11 protein-coding genes are annotated in these 17016 nt (G+C 75.8%); 7 read left to right on the top strand and 4 right to left on the bottom strand.

Features of this window, described 5'->3' with window-relative positions:
* Positions 1 to 38: 38 nt before the first annotated feature.
* Positions 39 to 2906: an AfsR/SARP family transcriptional regulator gene (locus ABT048_RS10720; protein WP_350520985.1), complete on the bottom strand. Its 2868-nt coding sequence runs from the start codon at positions 2904 to 2906 to the stop codon at positions 39 to 41.
* A 259-nt stretch (positions 2907 to 3165) separates the two neighbouring features.
* Between ABT048_RS10720 and ABT048_RS10715 the strand changes: the two genes are divergently transcribed.
* The 3 genes from ABT048_RS10715 (at position 3166) to ABT048_RS10705 (ending at position 9242) form a co-directional block, all read left to right on the top strand.
* Positions 3166 to 3723, top strand: a complete 558-nt coding sequence (locus ABT048_RS10715) for a hypothetical protein (RefSeq protein WP_350520984.1) — start codon at positions 3166 to 3168, stop codon at positions 3721 to 3723.
* A 67-nt stretch (positions 3724 to 3790) separates the two neighbouring features.
* Complete coding sequence (locus ABT048_RS10710; protein ID WP_350520983.1) at positions 3791 to 6529, top strand: AfsR/SARP family transcriptional regulator; 2739 nt, start codon at positions 3791 to 3793, stop codon at positions 6527 to 6529.
* Positions 6530 to 6920: 391 nt separating this feature from the next.
* Complete coding sequence (locus ABT048_RS10705; RefSeq protein WP_350520982.1) at positions 6921 to 9242, top strand: ATP-binding protein; 2322 nt, start codon at positions 6921 to 6923, stop codon at positions 9240 to 9242.
* A 94-nt stretch (positions 9243 to 9336) separates the two neighbouring features.
* Here the strand turns inward: ABT048_RS10705 and ABT048_RS10700 are convergent, their stop codons facing one another.
* Positions 9337 to 10659, bottom strand: a complete 1323-nt coding sequence (locus tag ABT048_RS10700) for a serine hydrolase domain-containing protein (RefSeq protein WP_350520981.1) — start codon at positions 10657 to 10659, stop codon at positions 9337 to 9339.
* 358 nt (positions 10660 to 11017) lie between these two features.
* On the opposite strand from ABT048_RS10700, the gene ABT048_RS10695 reads away from it, so the two are divergent.
* Positions 11018 to 12013, top strand: a complete 996-nt coding sequence (locus ABT048_RS10695; protein WP_350520980.1) for a phospholipase D-like domain-containing protein — start codon at positions 11018 to 11020, stop codon at positions 12011 to 12013.
* Positions 12014 to 12138: 125 nt separating this feature from the next.
* Positions 12139 to 13032 (top strand): alkaline phosphatase family protein, encoded by an 894-nt coding sequence (locus ABT048_RS10690; RefSeq protein ID WP_350520979.1) that lies wholly within the window; start codon positions 12139 to 12141, stop codon positions 13030 to 13032.
* A gap of 10 nt (positions 13033 to 13042) precedes the next feature.
* On the opposite strand, the gene ABT048_RS10685 is transcribed toward ABT048_RS10690, so the two are convergent.
* The gene (locus tag ABT048_RS10685) at positions 13043 to 14434 is read right to left on the bottom strand and encodes an MFS transporter (protein WP_350521079.1); all 1392 of its coding nucleotides are present in this window, start codon (positions 14432 to 14434) and stop codon (positions 13043 to 13045) included.
* 88 nt (positions 14435 to 14522) lie between these two features.
* Here ABT048_RS10685 and ABT048_RS10680 point away from each other — a divergent pair, with 88 nt between their 5' ends.
* Positions 14523 to 15050 carry a MarR family winged helix-turn-helix transcriptional regulator gene (locus ABT048_RS10680; protein ID WP_350520978.1) on the top strand — a complete coding sequence of 176 codons (528 nt, stop codon included), beginning with the start codon at positions 14523 to 14525 and terminating at the stop codon, positions 15048 to 15050.
* A gap of 95 nt (positions 15051 to 15145) precedes the next feature.
* On the top strand, positions 15146 to 15766 hold the full coding sequence (locus tag ABT048_RS10675) for a hypothetical protein (protein ID WP_350520977.1): 621 nt from the start codon (positions 15146 to 15148) through the stop codon (positions 15764 to 15766).
* Positions 15767 to 15803: 37 nt separating this feature from the next.
* On the opposite strand, the gene ABT048_RS10670 is transcribed toward ABT048_RS10675, so the two are convergent.
* Positions 15804 to 16856 (bottom strand): hypothetical protein, encoded by a 1053-nt coding sequence (locus tag ABT048_RS10670; RefSeq protein WP_350520976.1) that lies wholly within the window; start codon positions 16854 to 16856, stop codon positions 15804 to 15806.
* Positions 16857 to 17016: the final 160 nt, after the last annotated feature.

The raw sequence follows: 17016 nt of genomic DNA, 5'->3' as shown, positions 1-17016 counted from the left end.
GCCCGGCGGTCTCGGCGGGCCGGTGACCGTCCGGCGTCTCAGCGCCCCGGTGACCAGTCCGCCGAGCGGAGGTTGAGCTCCTCCAGGGCGGCGGTGAACTCGCTCCGGTAGCCCGCCTGCCGGTCGTGGGAGCGGAAGCGGTCCAGCGCGGTGCGCAGCCGGCCGCTCACCTCCCGCTGCCGGCCGCGGGCCAACAGGTGGGCGGCGTAGGACTGTTCGGCGAGCGCGTGCAGGTAGAGCAGGCCGGCCTCCTCGCAGGCGGCGAGCAGCCGGTGCCAGGCGAGGTCGGCGGTCTCGTCGCGGACGGTCGGCGGGAGGGCCTGGGCCTCGGTCAGCAGCGACCAGAGGTGGACCTGGGTGACGGGGGTGGGCGGCAGCAGTTCGCGGGCCTCCCGGGAGTGGTGCTGCGCGCCGTCCCGGTCGCCGGTCGCCAGGCTCACCCAGCCCTGGTGGACCTTGGCGTCGACGAGCCGCCGGCGGTTGCCCGAGGCGAGGGCGAGGGCGGTGGCGGAGGCCGCCAGCCGCTCGGCCTCGGCGGAGCTGCCGAGCATGGCGGTGACCAGCGCGAGGGTGGCGAGCGAGCGGACGCGCGCGGACGCGGCCCGCGGCCCGTCGGCGGAGTCGATGGAACCGATGGCGTCGGTGGCGGCCACCGCCTTCCGGGCCGCCTCGGCCGACTCGTGCCGCCGTTCGAGCGCGACGAGGGCCTGCGCCCGGCAGTTGTGCAGCAGCGCGACCGCGACCGGGTCCCCGCACCGCTCGGCGGCCTCCTGGCCCACGACGGCGCGGGCGAGCCAGTCGGCGAAGCGGCTGGCGCCGTAGTAGAGCGAGCCGCTGGTCAGGGCGAGCCGCCAGGCGCGGGCGGGGTCGGTGACGGCGGTGGCGTCGACCAGCGCGCGGACGGCGGGTTCCTCGGCGCGGAACCAGTCGAGCGCGGTCCGGATGTCGCCGACGGACGGGAGGGCCTGCGGTGCGTGGACGGGCGGCTCGGCGTCCTCCTGGCCGGGGTCGAGGAGGAGGCCGCAGCGCTGGAGGGCGGCGAGGTAGTAGTCCGCGAGGCGTTCGCGGAGCAGGCGTCGGCGCGCCTCGGGCAGCTCGGCGAGCAGTCCGACGCCGTACAGGCGGACCAGGTCGGTGCGGCCGTAGCGGGCCGGGGCGGTGCCGGTGAGCAGGTGGTGGGCGGCCAGTTCGCCGAGCGCCCGGTGGGCGGTGGCGGGGTCGGTGCGGAGCAGGGCGGCGCTCGCCAGGGCGTCCACCTCGTCGCCGGGGTGGACGGCCAGGGCGGTGAGCAGTTCTGCGGCGGACGAGGAGAGTTGACGATGCGTCAGATCGAGCTGCGGGCCGATGCCGAGGCCGTCGCCGGCATCCAGGACGGCCAGCCGGCGCTGTTCGTCGTCGAGTTCGGCGACCAGCCCGGCGATCGTCCACTCCGGCTGGGCGGCCAGGCGGGCGGCGGCGATCCGCAGGGCGAGCGGCAGCCGGTCGCAGCGGCGGACGAGGCGGGCGGCGGCGTCCGGCTCGGCGCGCACCCGCGCGGGCGTCAGGGCGCGTTCCAGGAGGTGCCGGGCGTCGCCTTCGGGCAGTGCGGCCAGCCGCAGCAGGGTGGCCCCGTCGAGGGCGACCAGGGCCTCCAGCGATCCCCGGCTGGTGACGACGGCGGCGCAGCCGGTCCCCTCGGGCAGCAGGTCGGCGACCTGGTCCGGGTCGGCGGCGTCGTCCAGGACCACCAGCAGCCGCCGGTCCCTGGTGTGTTCGCGGAAGAGCGCGGCGCGTCCGGCGCGGTCGGCGGGCAGGGCGTCGGCGGGGACGCCGAGCGCGTGCAGGAAGTCGGCGAGGACGGCGTCGGGGTGCGCCGGGCCGGCCGGGGCGAGGCCGCGCAGATCGGCGTGCAGCCGGCCGTCGGGGAACCGGTCACCGGCCCGGTGGGCCCAGGCGGTGACCAGCGCGCTCTTCCCGACGCCGGCGGGGCCGACCACCAGCACCGGGCCGTCCGCGGCGCGGTCCGGGGCGCAGGCCTCGTCGAGCCGGTCGAGCTCGGCCTGCCGTCCGACGAAGTCCACCATGCGGCGGGGGAGTTGCTCCGGGACGCGGGCGGCGGCAGCCGTCGGCGGCAGGGGAGCCGGGGCCGGCCCGTCGTCGGCCAGCACCTCGGCCAGGGCCGCCTGCAGGGCCGGACCGGGCCGGATCCCCAATTCGCGGTCGAGCCGCAGCCGCGCCTGGTGGTAGGCGGCCAGCGCGTCCGCGGGGCGTCCCGCCTGGTGCAGGCAGCGCATCAGCAGCGCCACCAGCTCCTCGCGCAGCTCGTTCGTCCGGACGTGCTGCTCCAGCACCGGCACCGCCGCCGCGCCCATGCCCTGGCGCAGCCGCAGCGACGCCCAGCGCAGCAGGGCGGCGGTGCCGGACTGCTTCAGGTGGTCCACCGCGGCGGTGCGCAGCGGGGTGTCGGGCAGGTCGGCCAGGGCCTCGCCGCGCCACAGCCGCAGCGCCTCCTCCAACAGGGCGATCGCCTCGGCGTCGCCGGAGACGGTGCCGGTGGCACCGGCGAGGTCGAAGGCATCGGCGTGCCCGGCGTGATCTGCGGCCAGGGCGGTCAGCGACTCGAAGCGCAGCGCGTCCACCTCGTCGGCCGGCCCGGTCAGCAGGTAGCCGGACGCCCGGGTGTGCAGCTCGAACGGCGTGTCGGCGAGCACCTTGCGCAGCGCGGCGACGTGCCCCTGCACCGCCGCCCGCGCGCTGGCCGGCGGCCGCTCGCCCCACAGCGCCTCGCAGAACCGGTCCACGGTGACGACGCGTCCGAGCCCCAGCGCCAACAGTGCGAGGACGGCCCGGCGCTGGGCCCCCGCCAACGTGCTGAAGCCGTCCGCCCCGGCCCGCAACTCCACCGGGCCGAGCAGCCGAATCCGCACCAGGTACCCCCACGATCGCCGCTCACCCCACCCGGAGTGGGCTCGGGGTGGAGCAGTGTAGTGCGCGAACCGGTCCGGTCCGCGGCAGGTCGTCGCCCCTGCCCCCGGTTGACGTGGTCGGGGCCCGGACCGGTTGCGTCGGTCGCCGAGGGGCGCCACTCCTCGGCCCACGCCGATCCCGGGCCCACGAGGGGCGCCAGCGCCGGCCCCGGTCCCGGTCCGGACCGTTCGTGTCGGACCGGCCGGGTACCGTGCGGCCATGGTGGAACCACGGAGCACGGACCCACGCGCCCGGTTCGAGTACCTGGCGCAGCAGGTGCGGGACGAACTCGCCGCCGCCGGGCTGCCGGTGGCGGTCCCGGGGGCGGCCCCGGAACTGTCCGTCGGCGCGGACGTCGGCGTGTCCGGGAACGGCACGTGCTCCAGGAGCGGCACGCGCTGCGACGACGACACGCGCTGCGACGACGACACGCGCTGCGACACCGGCACGGGCTGCGACGACGAGGAGCCGAGGGTGCTCGTGCTCTGGCGGGTGAGCCCCCGGCTGCGGCACTGCGTGCAGGCGGACGTGAAACGGGTCGGCGAGGTCACCCCGGCGATCCGGCAGTCCGGAGAGGTCAGGATCGCGATGGCCGCCGCGATCACCGCGATCCTGTCCGCGGCCGGCTTCACCGCCCGGGACACCGCCGACGAGTTCGTACCGTTCACGGTGCGGGTCCTCGCCGGGCCGGAGCCGGGCCCGGAGTCGGACGTGTGGCCGGCCTGGTCGGAGCACCGGGCCCCGCCCGGCGGGGCGGAGCGGTCCGCAGGATCATGAACGGCCGGGGCCGGCCGTCGGGCCTATCCTCGGACCGGAGTCCGCAGGTGGGGGAGGGGAGGGACGCGTGCACATCGATCTGCTCGGGCCGATGCTCGTGCGGCGGGAGGACGGGACGGAGGTGACGCCCTCGGCCCCCAAGCGGCGTGCCCTGCTGAGCGCGCTGGCCGTACGGCTGAACCAGACGGTGGCCACCGAGGAACTGATCGAGCTGGTCTGGGACGGCGCGGCGCCGCCCACCGCGCGGGCCGCACTGCAGGGGCACGTCGCGGCGCTGCGCCACCTGCTGGACGACCCGGCGCTGGTGCTGGACACCCGGGGCTCCGGGTACCTACTGGCCGGTGATCCGGAGCGGGTCGACGCGCTGCGCTTCGTCCGCCTCTGCGAGGAGGCCGACGTGCTGCTGCCCGGGCCCGGAACCCCCGGGGAACCGGCCGCGGAGGACCCGGTGCTGCCCCTGCTGCGCGCCGCCCTGGACCTGTGGCGCGGCCCGGCGCTCGCCGACTGCGGCTCCGTCCGGCTGCGCGAGCGGGCCCTCCCGCACCTCACCGACCTGCGGCTGCGCGCCCTGGAACGGCTGGCCGACGGGCGCCTGCGGGCGGGCCGCGGCGGCGAGTCGGCCGCCGAACTGGCCGAGGCTGCCGACGCCCACCCGCACCGGCAGACGCTGACCGCCCGGCTGATCCGCTGCCTGGAGCAGGACGGTCGGCGCGCGGAGGCCCGCGAGCGGTACGAGCGCGCGCTGGCCCGGCTGTCCGGCCCGCCCGGACCGGAACTGCGCCGCGCCGGTGAGCCGTTCGGGGCCCGGCCGGACCCGGTCGACCGCCGCTTCGTCGGCCGGGGCGCCGAGCTCGCCCGGCTGGACGAGGCCCTGCCCGCCGCCCGGGCCGGCCGCCCGATCCTGGTCACCGGCCCGGCCGGGGTCGGCAAGACCGCCCTGGTCCGGCAGTGGGCGGCTCGGCACGGCGCCGGGCACTTCCCGGACGGTGTCCTCCGGGCCGAGCTGCGCGGCTTCGACCCGGACGGGCCGCGCGAACCCGCCGACGTGCTGGGCGAGTTCCTCACCACCCTGGGTGTCGCCCCGGACGCCCTCCCCGCGTCGACCGCCGAACGATCCCGCCGGTACCGCGAGTTGGTCGCCGGTCGGCGGATGGCGATCCTGCTGGACGACGCCGCCTCCTACGAGCAGCTCGCCCCGCTGCTGCCCGACCCGCCACCGCCGACGGACCCCGGGCGCGGGAGGCCAGGGCTCGGCGCCGGGGATCCGGATCGCGAGGGCGGGGGTCCCGGGCCCGTCGCCGTCGTCACCAGCCGTGGCCGCCTGCTGCGGCTGCTCGTCCGCGAGGGCGGCCTTCCGCTGCCGCTGGGCCCGCTCACCTGCGAGGACGCCACCGCGCTGCTCGCCCGCACGCTCGGACCGGAGCGGACTGGGGACGACCCGGACACCGCCGCGGAACTCGCCGAACTGGCCGAGCACTGCGACCGCCTGCCGCTCGCGCTGCGCCTGGCGGCCGCCCGGCTGGCCGCCCGGCCCGACTGGTCCCCGGGCGACCTCGCCCGTGAACTCGCCGGTGAGGAAACCTGGTTGGCCACGCTCGCGGGCACCGGCGCCATCTCCGCGCGCGGCCCGATCGGCCTCATCGCCGCCCTGGACCGGACGTGCCGGACCCTGCCGCCCGACGCCGCCCGGCTGTTCACCCTGCTCGGCCTGCACCCCGGCGCGGTGATCGACACCGACACCGCCGCCGCCCTCGCCGACCTCCCGCCCGCCGCCACCCGCACCCTGCTGGCCGGGCTGGACGCTGTCCACCTGCTGGAGGAGACGGCCCCCGGCCGCTACGCCCGGCGCGAGCTGGTGCGCCGCCACGCCGCCCGGCAGGCCGCCGAACTCACCTGCGACGAAAGGTTCGTGGCGCTCGACCGGCTGATCGCCCACTACCTGGACGTGACTGCAGACCGGACGGCCGGGTGCACGTCGGCGGGGTGCCCGACGGCCGGCGCCGGTGAGCGGGCGGCGGCCTGGTTCCGCCGCGAGGAGAGCGCCCTGCGCGCCGTCGTGGTCAGCGCCGAGCAGTACGGGCGGACCACCGGATCCTGGCAACTCGCCCACCGCATCTCGCTGTTGTACGAGACCACCGGTCACGAGCCGAGGCACTGGCGGGCCGTCGTCGAGGCCGGGCTGAGCGCCGCGCACGCCGACGGGGACGAGTCGGCCGTGGCCCGGCTCGGCACCGACCTCGCCGTCCTGCACATCGCCCGCGCCGCCCACCGCACGGCCGCCGAGCAACTGGACCTCGCCGTCGCCGCGGCCGATCGGGCCGGCGACCCGGCGCTGCGCCACCACTGCCGCAGCCGGGTGGCCGCCGCACTGCTGCGGGCCGGCCGCTACGAGCGGGCGCTGCCCCTGCTCACCGACCTGGTGGCCGCCGCCCGGACCCCGGCCACCGACCATCTGCTGGTCCCCTCGCTCACCGGCCTCGCCGACGCCCTGGTCCTGGCGGGCGACCCCGGCCCGGCCCTCGCCCACGCGGACGAAGCCGTCCGGGCGGCCACCGCCCGCTCCGGCGGCGCCCCGGCCGTCCTCGCCACCCACAGCCGCGCCCGCGCCCTGCACGCGCTCGGCCGTCGCGACGCCGCGCTCTCCTCGGCCCGGCTCGCCGTCGCCCTCGGCCGCACCGTGGGCGATCCCGCGCTGGAGGCCCGCTCGTACGGCCTGCTCGCGGACCTGCTGGACGAGCTGGGCCGCAGCGCGGAGGGCGCCGAGACCCGGCGCCGTGCCGAGCCGCCGACGGCGGGCGGCAGCTGACGGACGGCCCGGAGAGCAGCCCGGCGGCGGGGAACGGGAACCCGGAGTGAACCGCGCCCCGCCGTCGAGCCGTTGTCCAAGGAGCGGAACCACAGGCGGAACTACCGGCAGTTCCGGCGGGTGGAGCCGCCCGCGCACCGGGCCGTCCGGCCCCCGGGCAGTGCGCCCGGACCGGCGTGGGACGCCGACGAACGATCGGGTGCGAGGATTTCTGCCGCCCGGCCGTACTTCTGCCCGGCGGTTCCCGTCGGGCGCGGGGGCCAGGCGGAAGTGCGAAACGCGCGGACGCGTGAACGGGCGAACGTACGAACGCGCGGACGCACGGACGGGCGAACGCGCGGACGTGCGGAACCGGCAGGACCGGCAGGACCGAGTGAGTGAGGTGGCGGGCATGGCGACCGGGGTCGACGGGACGGGCACCGACGTGGGCGGGTTCAGCCGCCTGCTGGCCGGGCACCGGGTGGCGGCCGGCCTGACCCAGGAGGAGCTGGCCGCAGCGGCCGGGGTCAGCCTGCGCGCCCTCGGGGACATGGAGCGCGGCCGCACCCGCGGGCCGCAGCGGCGCACCGTGCAGGCCCTGGCCGTCGCCCTCGGGCTGGACGGCGGGCAGGCGCAGGAGCTGGACCGTGCCGCGCAGTCCGGGCGCCCGCGCGGGGTCCGGCCGGGCCGGGCGGGCGTCCCGGCCCAGGCCGCGCCCCGGGAGCCGGTCCACCGGGCGTCACCCGGCGTTGCGGGCCAGAGCGCCCTCGCCCTGCCCCGCGACATCGCCGACTTCACCGCCCGCGAGGGCGCCCTGGCCGCCCTCGTCGGCCTCGCCTCGGACGACCGGCCCGCCCACCCCCGGGTGGTGCTGGTCAGCGGTCAGCCCGGCCTCGGCAAGACGGCCTTCGCGCTGCACGCCGCCCACGTCCTGGCCGGGCGCTTCCCGGACGGCCAGCTCTCCCTCGACCTCGGCGGCATGTCCGCGCAGCCGCTGTCCGCCCGCGACGCCCTCGGCCAGGTGCTGCGCGCCCTCGGCGTCGAGGATGCGGCGGTGCCCGCGGGGACGGAGGAGCGGGCCGGCCTCTACCGGGCGCTGGTGCGTGAGCGGCGGTTGGTCCTGGTGCTGGACGACGCCGCCGACGAGAGCCAGGTGCGCCCGCTGCTGCCCGGCTCCGGACCGGCCGTGACCATCGTGACCAGCCGCAACGCGCTGCCCGGCCTGGAGTCGGTGCACCGGCTGGGCCTGGACGTGCTCGCCCCGGCCGAGGCGGCCGGCCTGCTGGCCCGGATCGCCGGCCGGGAGCGGATCGAGGCCGCGCCCGACGCCACCGCCGAACTGGCCCGGCTCTGCGGCTACCTGCCGCTGGCGCTGCGGATCGCCGGGCAGCGGCTGGTCGCCCGGCCGCAGCAGTCGGTCGCCCACCTGGTGCGCCAGCTGGCCGTCGAGGAGAACCGCCTGGACCTGCTGGAGACCGGGGACCTGGCGGTCCGCCCGGCCTTCGAGCTGTCCTACCGCCGCCTGCCCGCCGAGTCCCGGCTGGTCCTGCGGCGCTGCGCGCTGACCGCGGGCCCGGACTTCACGGCGGTCGTCGCCGCCGCCTACGCCGGCCGGGCGCCGGGCCGCACCGAGCTGGTGCTGGAGCAGCTGGTCGACGCCGGGCTGGTGCAGCCGGCCACCCCGGACCGCTACCGCCTGCACGACCTGGTGCGGCTCTACGCGAGCGAGCGGCTGGCCGTCGACGAGACGGCCGGGGAGCTGGCCGAGGCCCGTAACCGGGCCGGGCGCTGGATCCTCGACCGGGCCGCCGGCTACGGGCTGCGCTTCGACCCCGAGCACGGCGGGGCCGCAGCCGCGACCGCCGGTTCCGCGCACCTCACCGAGGCGGCCCGCTGGCTGGAGGACGAGCACGCGGAGTGGCTGGCCGCGCTGTACCAGGCGGAGCAGGCCGGCCGGTACCGGGAGGTGGTGGACACCGCCGAGGCCATGCACTGGTTCTCCGACCGGCTGCTCAGCTGGGGCATCTGGGCGGAGGTGTTCCAGCTCTCGGTGGACGCCGCCCGCGCGCTCGGCGACCGGCGCGCCGAGGGGGTGCACGTCAACTACCTGGCCTGGACGTACGTCACCTGTCTGCACCGCTACCAGCGCGGCATCGAACTGGCCGCCGAGGGGCTGGAGCTGGCCCAGGAGTCGGGTGACCGGGAGCAGCAGGGGTGGGCGCTCACCTACCTGGCCTCCGGCCTGCGCTACCTGCGGCGGCACCGCGAGGCGACCGACGCCTTCCACCGGGCGGCGGACGCCTTCGCCGAGCTCGACAGCCGCGCGGCGATGATCGGCCGGCTGGTCACCCTGCGCGGCGCCGCCAACTGCCTGCGGGACTCCGGCCGGGCCGAGGAGGCGGTGGACGTCCGCAGGCGGGCGCTGGCCGGTGCGCTGGAGCTGGTGGAGCGCTGGTCCGCGCCGCTGATGAACCTGCTGGCGGCCATGACCGCCCACGAACTGGGCCTGGACCGCGCGGCGTTGAAGCGCTGGCCGGCCGCCGAGAAGGCCTACCGGCAGGCCCTGGTGCACTACGAGGCCGTCGGGCGGCCGGACAGCATGACCAAGACGCTGACCGAGCTCGGCACCGCGCTGATCGAACAGGGCCGCCCCGAGGAGGCCCGGGAACTGCTCACCGAGGCGCTCACCGACCTGAGCGCGGACGGCCCGCGGCCGGCGCCGCCCCGGCACTGACCCCGGGTGCCCGTTCCCTGCCCGCAGTCGGAGGGAACGGGCACCCGGGGGATCGGGCCGCCGGGGGATCGGGCCGCCGGGGTCGGATCCGGGGTCAGATCCGGGTGTCCTCCACCACGGGCAGCTGCGCCACCGGGGCGCTGCCCGGAGCACCGGCACCGTTGGCGTCGGCAGCCGGGAGGTCGGCACTCGGAAGGTCGGCACGCGGCGCGAAGGCCGTCCGCGGTGCGACCGCCGGCTTCTTGCCGCAGAAGGCCGGCTCCAGCGTGTTCATCAGCCCCTGGGTCACCGCGCCGTTGTTGGAGGCGTTGGCGAAGACCACCACGCTGCGCCGCCCGTCCTGGGTCACGAAGGACTGGGTCTGGAAGCCCTGCACGATGCCGCCGTGGCCGTACACGTCCCCGCAGGACAGCGAGATGCGGCGCAGGCCGAGCCCGTAGGAGATCTTCGCGGTGGGCGTCGGCAGGGCGGCGGTCATCTGGCGCACCGAGTCGTCCGAGACCAGCCCTCCCGCGCCGCCGGCCAGCAGCGCGGTGAGGAAGCGGTCGAGGTCCCCGGCGTCGGAGATGACGGCGCCGGCGCTCCAGACCCAGGAGCCGTTCTGCTCGGTGGAGTCCAGCAGCGGCTTGCTGCGGTCGTCGTTGGTCAGGTAGCCGGTGACGTGGGCTCCCTGGATCCGCTGGTCGGGCACCACGAAGGAGGTCTTGCGCAGGTGGAGCGGCTGGATGATCCGCTCGTTCAGCACCTCGGCGTACGGCTGCCCGGTGAGGTGCTCGACCGCCAGGCCCATCAGCACGAAGTCGGTGTTGGAGTAGGAGTAGCGGCTGCCGGGGGTGTACTGCGGGCCGTGCTTGACCGACATCGCCACCAGCTCGCGCGGGTCGTACTCCTTGGTGCGGATGCGCGCCTCGAACGCGCTGGTGGTCTCCTCACCGGCCTGCTCCAGCAGGTCGTTGGTGTGGTCGTAGATGCCCGCCCGGTGCTCCATCACCTGACGGCCGGTCATGGTCCAGCCCTCCGGCAGGGTGCCCTCGGGCAGGTAGTCGCGCAGCGGCTTGTCGAGGTCGATCCGGCCCTCCTCCGCCAGCTGCATCACGAGAACGGCGGTGAACATCTTGCTGTTGCTGCCGACCCGGAACCTCCACGAGGAGTTCATCGGGGTCCCGTCCAGGTCGGCCTTGCCGACCGACACCGAGCGGGTGCTCTCCTTGTCGCCGTGGTCGCGGATCACCGCGAAGGCACCCGGGGCGCCGGCCCCGGTGGTGGCCTGGAGGGCGGCGAGCACGCCGGGGACGTCGGAGGCGGGCGCGTCGGCGGTGCCCCGGTCGGCGGCCACGGCGTGGGCGGCACCGGTCGCCACCAGGACGGCAGCGGTGGCGGCCACCGCGAGGGGACGCAGAAGGCTGGTCTTCGCCATGTTCCTCGGTTCTCTCGTCAGCTGACGCGGCGTCGGGCCGCGCCGATCGAAGATCACTATCACCGGCCGGGACGGTCGAAGGCAACGTGAACCGGTTCGCCCGCATCGCCCGTTACGGACACCGGCGTGTCGGCCGCACCGTTCGTTTCCCGCTCCGGGGCCAAGGTTTCACCTGCTGTCGTCTACCCGCGTTGACGGCTGCACATCATGCTGTTCGGGCGCCTGACGCGCGTTCCGGTGCGCTCCCCGCGCCGGCCCCCTGCCCGCCGGAACCCCTCACCCGACGCCCCGCCCCAGCGCCGCCCTGCCCCGCCCCAGCTTCCGCTCGCCAGCCCCTCGCCGACCACGGAGCTTCCCCATGCCCCTGTCCTCCCTGGCGCGCCGCGCCGGCGCCCTGCTGCTCGCCACCGCCGGTCTGATACCGCTGTCCGGCAACGCCCACGCGGCCACCACGGCCTCCGCCGGGTTCACCGTGATCGTCTTCCCCGACCAGGACCACACCGTGGTCGACAACCTCATCAGCTCGGCGACCCGGTCCGTCGACGTCACCATGTACGAGCTGCGCGACACCACCGCCGTCAACGCGCTGATCGCCCGTCAGCGGGCCGGGGTGAAGGTCCGGGTGATCCTGGACGGCGCGCACACCTCCGTCAACGGCTCCGCCTTCTCGGCCCTGCGGGCCGCCGGGGTCGGCGTGACGTACTCCTCCACGGCCTTCGTCTACACCCACCAGAAGACCGTGACGGTGGACGGCGCCACGTCGTTGATCATGACGGGCAACCTGGACTCCACCTACTACGCGAACGACCGCGACTACGGAGTCGTCGACACCGACGCCAACGACGTCGCCGCGATCGAGCGGGTCTTCGCCGCCGACTACGCCAAGACCGCCGTCACCCCGACCGACGGCGACAACCTGGTCTGGTCGCCCACCGACTCGCAGTCCCGGCTGCTGGCCCTGATCAACGGCGCGCGGACCAGCCTCGACCTGGAGCAGCTGGAGTTCGGCGACCCTGCCCTGGTGGACGCCGTCGCCGCGGCCGCCGCGCGCGGCGTCAGGGTGCGCGTGGTCGGCATGAACCCGAGCTCGTACGCCGACGACTTCGACCAGGTGACCGCGGCGGGCGGCGCGGTCGTCACCTACTCGTCGACCACCGGTCTGTACGTCCACGCCAAGGCGATCGTCGCCGACTACGGCACGGCCTCGGCCAGGGTGTTCGCGGGCTCGGAGAACTTCTCCGACAACTCGCTGAACCACAACCGCGAGCTGGGCCTGATCACCACGGACTCCGGGGTGCTCGACACCATCGAGTCGACCGTCGCCCGCGACTTCGCGAACGGCACGCCGTACTAGACGTCACCAGCCGTCCTCACGCGGGCGGTTGCGCCGGCAGCGATGCGCGCACCCGCCGTACGGGAGACGTTCCCACACCCCAGGCCGAGCGGCTCGCCGGGCCGCTCCTCACCCAAGGATTTGTCATGACTTCGTCCACAAAGCCCAAGAGCCCCCGCTCCCGCCGCACCGCCACCGCGATCGGCTCCGCCGTCGCCCTGGTCGCCGCCTCCGCCGGCCTGTGGGCCGCGACCGCCACCACCGCGCAGGCGGCCGCCCTGCCCACGCCCGACCACATCATCGTCGTGGTGATGGAGAACCACGCCTACACCCAGGTCATCGGCAGCAGCAGCGCCCCGTACCTCAACTCCCTGAAGGCGGGCGGCGCCAACCTCACCCAGTCCTTCGGCATCACCCACCCGAGCGAGCCGAACTACTACGCGCTCTTCTCCGGCTCCACCCAGGGCCGCGTCGACGACAGCTGCGTGAAGGTCGGAGGCTTCCAGAGCGCCAACCTGGCCTCCGAGGTCATCGCCGCCGGCAAGACCTGGGCCAGCTACAACGAGACCCTGCCCAGCCAGGGCAGCACCGTCTGCAGCAGCGGCAAGTACGCCCAGAAGCACAACCCGTGGTTCGGCTTCGGCAACGTCCCGCTCAGCAGCGCCAAGACCTTCGCGCAGTTCCCGACCGACTACAGCACCCTGCCGAACGTCTCCTTCGTGGTGCCGAACCTCTGCAGCGACATGCACGACTGCTCGGTCAGCACCGGCGACACCTGGATCAAGAACAACCTCGGCGCCTACGCCACCTGGGCGCAGACCCACAACAGCCTGCTGGTCGTCACCTTCGACGAGGACAACAGCCTCTCCGGCAACCGGATCCCGACCGTGGTCTACGGCGCCCACGTCACCCCCGGCAGCAGCTCCGCCACCACCTACAACCACTACAACGTGCTGCGCACCCTGGAGGACCTGGCCGGCACCGGCAGCCACGCGGGCAACGCGGCCTCCGCGAGCGACATCACCGGCATCTGGAACTGAGCGGTGGCGGTCAGGGCGTGATCCGGGCCTGTGCCCGATCCTGATCCCGTTCCTGACCCCGCTCCCGTTCCTGATCCTGAACCCGGGCCGGTGGCTGTGCGGCCGCCGGCCCGGGCGCGGTTGCGGCCGCATTGCCGTTCCCGGCTGCGTTCCCGTTGCCGTTCCCGGACACGGGCCCGGACGCGGGCCGCGTGCCGTGCCGGCGGACCCCTGGCACGGCGGCCGTGCCCGCGCAGACCAGCGTCACCAGCGCCGCGGCCGCCAGCAGCGGCACCCGGCTGCCCCAGGCGTCGGCGGCCAGCGGTGCCAGGACGTACCCGACCGGGGCTGCGCCCAGCGAGAGCAGCCAGTCGTACGAGGTGACCCGGGCCAGGGTCGCGGCCGGGAAGTCCTGCTGCACCACCGTCGACCACACCGGGTTGAGGAAGCCCAGCCCGGCCATCGCCACCGCCTGCGCGGCCACCACGACGGGCGCCGGCGTCGGGACGGCGAGCGCGAGCAGCGGCAGCCCGTACAGCGCGAGGGCGAGGTTGCCGGCCAGCACCGGGCGGCGCGGGCGGAGCCGTCCGGCGATCAGCGAGCCCACCAGCAGGCCCACCGCCCCGGCCTGGGTCACCGCCACCCAGGCGCCGTCGCCGCCGAGGCGGGTGGCGGCGATCAGCGGGCCGAGGGTGAGCAGTACGGCGCTGGCGCCGTTCCAGATCCCGTGGGCGATCAGGCTGGTCCAGTACCAGTCCCGGGCGCGCACCTCGCTCCAGCCCTCGGCGAGGTCCCGGCGCAGCGAGCGCGGTCCGCCCGGGGTGCGGTCGGTCTCGTCGGCCGCGCCGGCGGGTTCGACGGTGAGCCGGGTGAGCAGTGCGGCGCTGAGCACGAAGGAGGCGCCGTCCAGCAGGAACGCCCAGCCGGGCCCCGCGGTGTACACCAGCACCCCGGCGAGGGCCGGGCCGGCCAGGCGGGCGGCGCCGCTCGCGGTGCCGAGCAGGGCGTTGGCCCGCAGCCGGTGCTCGCCCGGGACGGTGGCCGCGACCAGCGGCGAGGCGGTGGGCATGGCGAAGGCGGAGGCGGCGCCGCCGACGGCGGAGGCGATCGCGATGTGCGGCAGGCTCGGGTGCCCGCCGAGCAGTTCCAGGCCGACGAGCAGCTGGGCGACGGCCCGCACCAGGTCGGTGGTGAGCGCGACGAGGCGCGGGTCGAAGCGGTCGCCGGCCACGCCGCCGAACGGCAGCAGGAACAGTCGCGGCACCATCGCGCAGCCCAGCACCACGGCGAGCGCGGCCGAGGAGCCGGTGGCCCGGGTGACGGCGATGGCGAGGGCGGCGGGGACGACGGCGTCGCCGAGGGTGGAGATCGTGCGGCCGAGGAAGAGCAGGCGGAAGCCGGGCAGGCGCAAGGGGTGTTCGATCACGCGGCGCACTGTATTTCGGTACCGAAATTTTGGCAACGAATATTTTGGTGCCTACCCGTTGCCTGAGGGTTTGTAGACTCCTGACATGGCCGAACACCTCCACCAGCACGACACCCCGCCCCGCGACTGGACGGACGGCCACGTCGACCGCTGGCAGCCGGTGCTGCCCGACCTCGACCCGGACATCGAGGCCGCCGTCACCCGGATGTCGCGGCTCACCCGTCACCTCGGCCGGGTCCGCGAACAGGGCGTCGCCGACTACGGCCTGCACAAGCACGAGTTCGACACCCTGCACGTCCTCGCCGGCCTCGGCGGCCACGCCGCCCCCTCCGACCTCCGCGCCGACCTCAACCTCGCCCCGGCGTCGATCACCGGCCGCCTGGAGACCCTGGAACGGCGGGGCTTCGTCGTGCGCACGCCCTCGACGGCGGACCGCCGGAAGGTCGACATCGAGCTGACGGACGCCGGTCGCGCCGCCTGGCACGAGGCCCTCGACGTGGTCGGGCGGGAGGAGCGCCGACTGCTCGGCGTGCTCTCCGCCGACGAGCGGCGCACGCTGGCGGACCTGCTGCGGAAGGTGATGCTGGTCCAGGAGGAGGCGGGGGAGGGTTAGGGCCCGCCGCGCCGGCCCCGGCTCGGCTTCGGTCCCTGCGCCGGTCCCGGCCCGGGGGTCGACCCGGCGGGCCCGGGCCTGGTATCGATAGGGCCGTGCGATTCGAACTTGTGCCGATGCCGGACGGTGTGGGGGCGCGGCCCCGGGACGGGCGGGGGTACCCGGTGCCGGCGATCACGCCGTGGCACGGGGGTGAGCCCCAGTTCGCGCTGACCGACCACGGGCGCAGCGCCAACTGTGCGCTGGAGCGCCGCTGTTCGGTGTGCGGCGGGTTCATGGAGCGCGGACCGGTGTGGCGGGTCGTGGGGCCCGCCGAGAGCGCCGCGATCGCCGGGGCGCTGGCGGACGGGCGCCCGTACCGGAACCTCGCGCCGACCATGGAAGGCCCCGGGCACCGCGCCTGCATGCTCTACGCGTCGATGGTCTGCCCCTACCTGGCGCGCCCGAACGCCCGCCGGCAGGTGACCGCCGAGGACACGGCCGACGCGCTGACGTCGGCCGCCGTCCGCGGGGCGGCGCGCGGCGGGCTGGGCGCGGTGGTCGGGTTCGGCGACTACGAGTACGCCGTCACCGAGAGCCGGGTGCTGTTCCGCTTCCTCGACCTGGTCGAGTACCTGCCGCACGAGTCGGCCGACGAGCACCTGGCCGAGCTGCGCGCCGAGTTGGCGCAGCCCGGCCGGGTGCGGCAGCCGGGAGCGGGGCCGGCGACCGGGTGATCGCCGCTGCCCGCTCCCGCTCGCGGCCGGGCCCGGCTCACGGCCGGAAGGCGGGCAGGCCCTTGATGGTGGAGACCTGGGTCGGCGCGGCGGAGCCGTCGGCGGGCAGCGTGCTGACGCCGTCCGGGGTGCGGGCCGCGATGGTCTTGCCGTCGGGGGACCAGGCGGGCTCGGTGTAGTCGGTCGTGGCCGAGGGGGTGAGGTCCTTCTCGGCCTTCTGGTCGAACTGGGTGGAGCGGGTGAACAGGTGGTCGTGCCCGTTCACCGAGCGGACGAAGACCAGGTGCTCGCCGTCGGGGGAGAGGGCGGGCTGGGAGCCCTTGCCCAGGTCGCGGGTCGAGGGCCGGATGTAGTCGTCGTAGATGTACACCTCGCCGGCCGGGGTGTTGGCGTAGGCGATCTCGCCGCGGTGGCCGCCCGCGTTGGCCCAGGTGTTGCCGGTCTGCGGCGGCTGCGGCATGTCCTCGGAGCCGCCCTCGGAGTTGTGCGGGGTGAGCACCTCGGGGGTGGCGCCGGGGGTCTTGGTGGGGACCTTCTCCAGCTTCAGCGCGCCGCCCTTGCTGCTCGCGAAGACGATGGTGTCGAAGCGGTCGAGGGCGCCGGGGACGGTGGTGACGCCGGGGTCCGTGGTGGCGTGCTGCCAGGTGGGGTGGGACCAGGTCTCCCCACCGGGGTTCTTGGCGAGGGTCACCTTCCCGGTGCCGTCCGGGTTGGCGGTCACCAGGTCGCCGTTGCCGTTGACGAACGCGGCCTTCTTGCCGTCGGGGGACCACGCGAGGTCGCGGACGGTGGTGCCGAAGTCGACGGTGGCGCCGTTCATCGCGACGGTCTGGGTGCCCGTGCTGATGGTGAGGTGGTTGGCGGCGGAGGTGCCGTTGACCTCCTTGCCGCCCGGCGCGGGGCTGCCGGGGTGGGAGCCCGTCCCGGGCGAAGCCGTCCCCGGCGCCGCCGAACCGGGGACGGCGCCGGTCGGGGCCGCGGTGGGACCGGAGTCCGGGCTGTCGGGCCCGCAGGCGGAGAGCAGGACCGCGCCGACGGTGGTCATCAGGGCGATCGCGGCGGCGGTGCCGAATCTGTTGCGCACGGACATTCCAGGTCCCCCTCGGGTGCTGTTCGCTTACGAGAAGGAAGCGTCCCAGGGCCAGGTCAATGACCGGTTCGCGGTGTGTCACAGCCGTGGAACAGTGTGGCCGGAGGCCCTGACGCCCTGTTGCGCCGTGCCGCCCCGATGCCCTGCCGGGGCTGCTGCG

It is taken from the genome of Kitasatospora sp. NPDC096140 (assembly GCF_040303045.1).
Lineage (GTDB): Bacteria > Actinomycetota > Actinomycetes > Streptomycetales > Streptomycetaceae > Kitasatospora.
This window is presented reverse-complemented; position numbering and strand designations above follow the sequence as displayed.

Bases quoted from the DNA above. Each gene is read 5' to 3' on its own strand.
- ABT048_RS10715 (WP_350520984.1), top strand. From the start codon at position 3,166: ATGGTGGAACCACGGAGCACGGACCCACGCGCCCGGTTCGAGTACCTG.
- ABT048_RS10705 (WP_350520982.1), top strand. From the start codon at position 6,921: ATGGCGACCGGGGTCGACGGGACGGGCACCGACGTGGGCGGGTTCAGC.
- ABT048_RS10700 (WP_350520981.1), bottom strand. From the start codon at position 10,659: ATGGCGAAGACCAGCCTTCTGCGTCCCCTCGCGGTGGCCGCCACCGCT.
- ABT048_RS10695 (WP_350520980.1), top strand. From the start codon at position 11,018: ATGCCCCTGTCCTCCCTGGCGCGCCGCGCCGGCGCCCTGCTGCTCGCC.
- ABT048_RS10690 (WP_350520979.1), top strand. From the start codon at position 12,139: ATGACTTCGTCCACAAAGCCCAAGAGCCCCCGCTCCCGCCGCACCGCC.
- ABT048_RS10680 (WP_350520978.1), top strand. From the start codon at position 14,523: ATGGCCGAACACCTCCACCAGCACGACACCCCGCCCCGCGACTGGACG.
- ABT048_RS10670 (WP_350520976.1), bottom strand. From the start codon at position 16,856: ATGTCCGTGCGCAACAGATTCGGCACCGCCGCCGCGATCGCCCTGATG.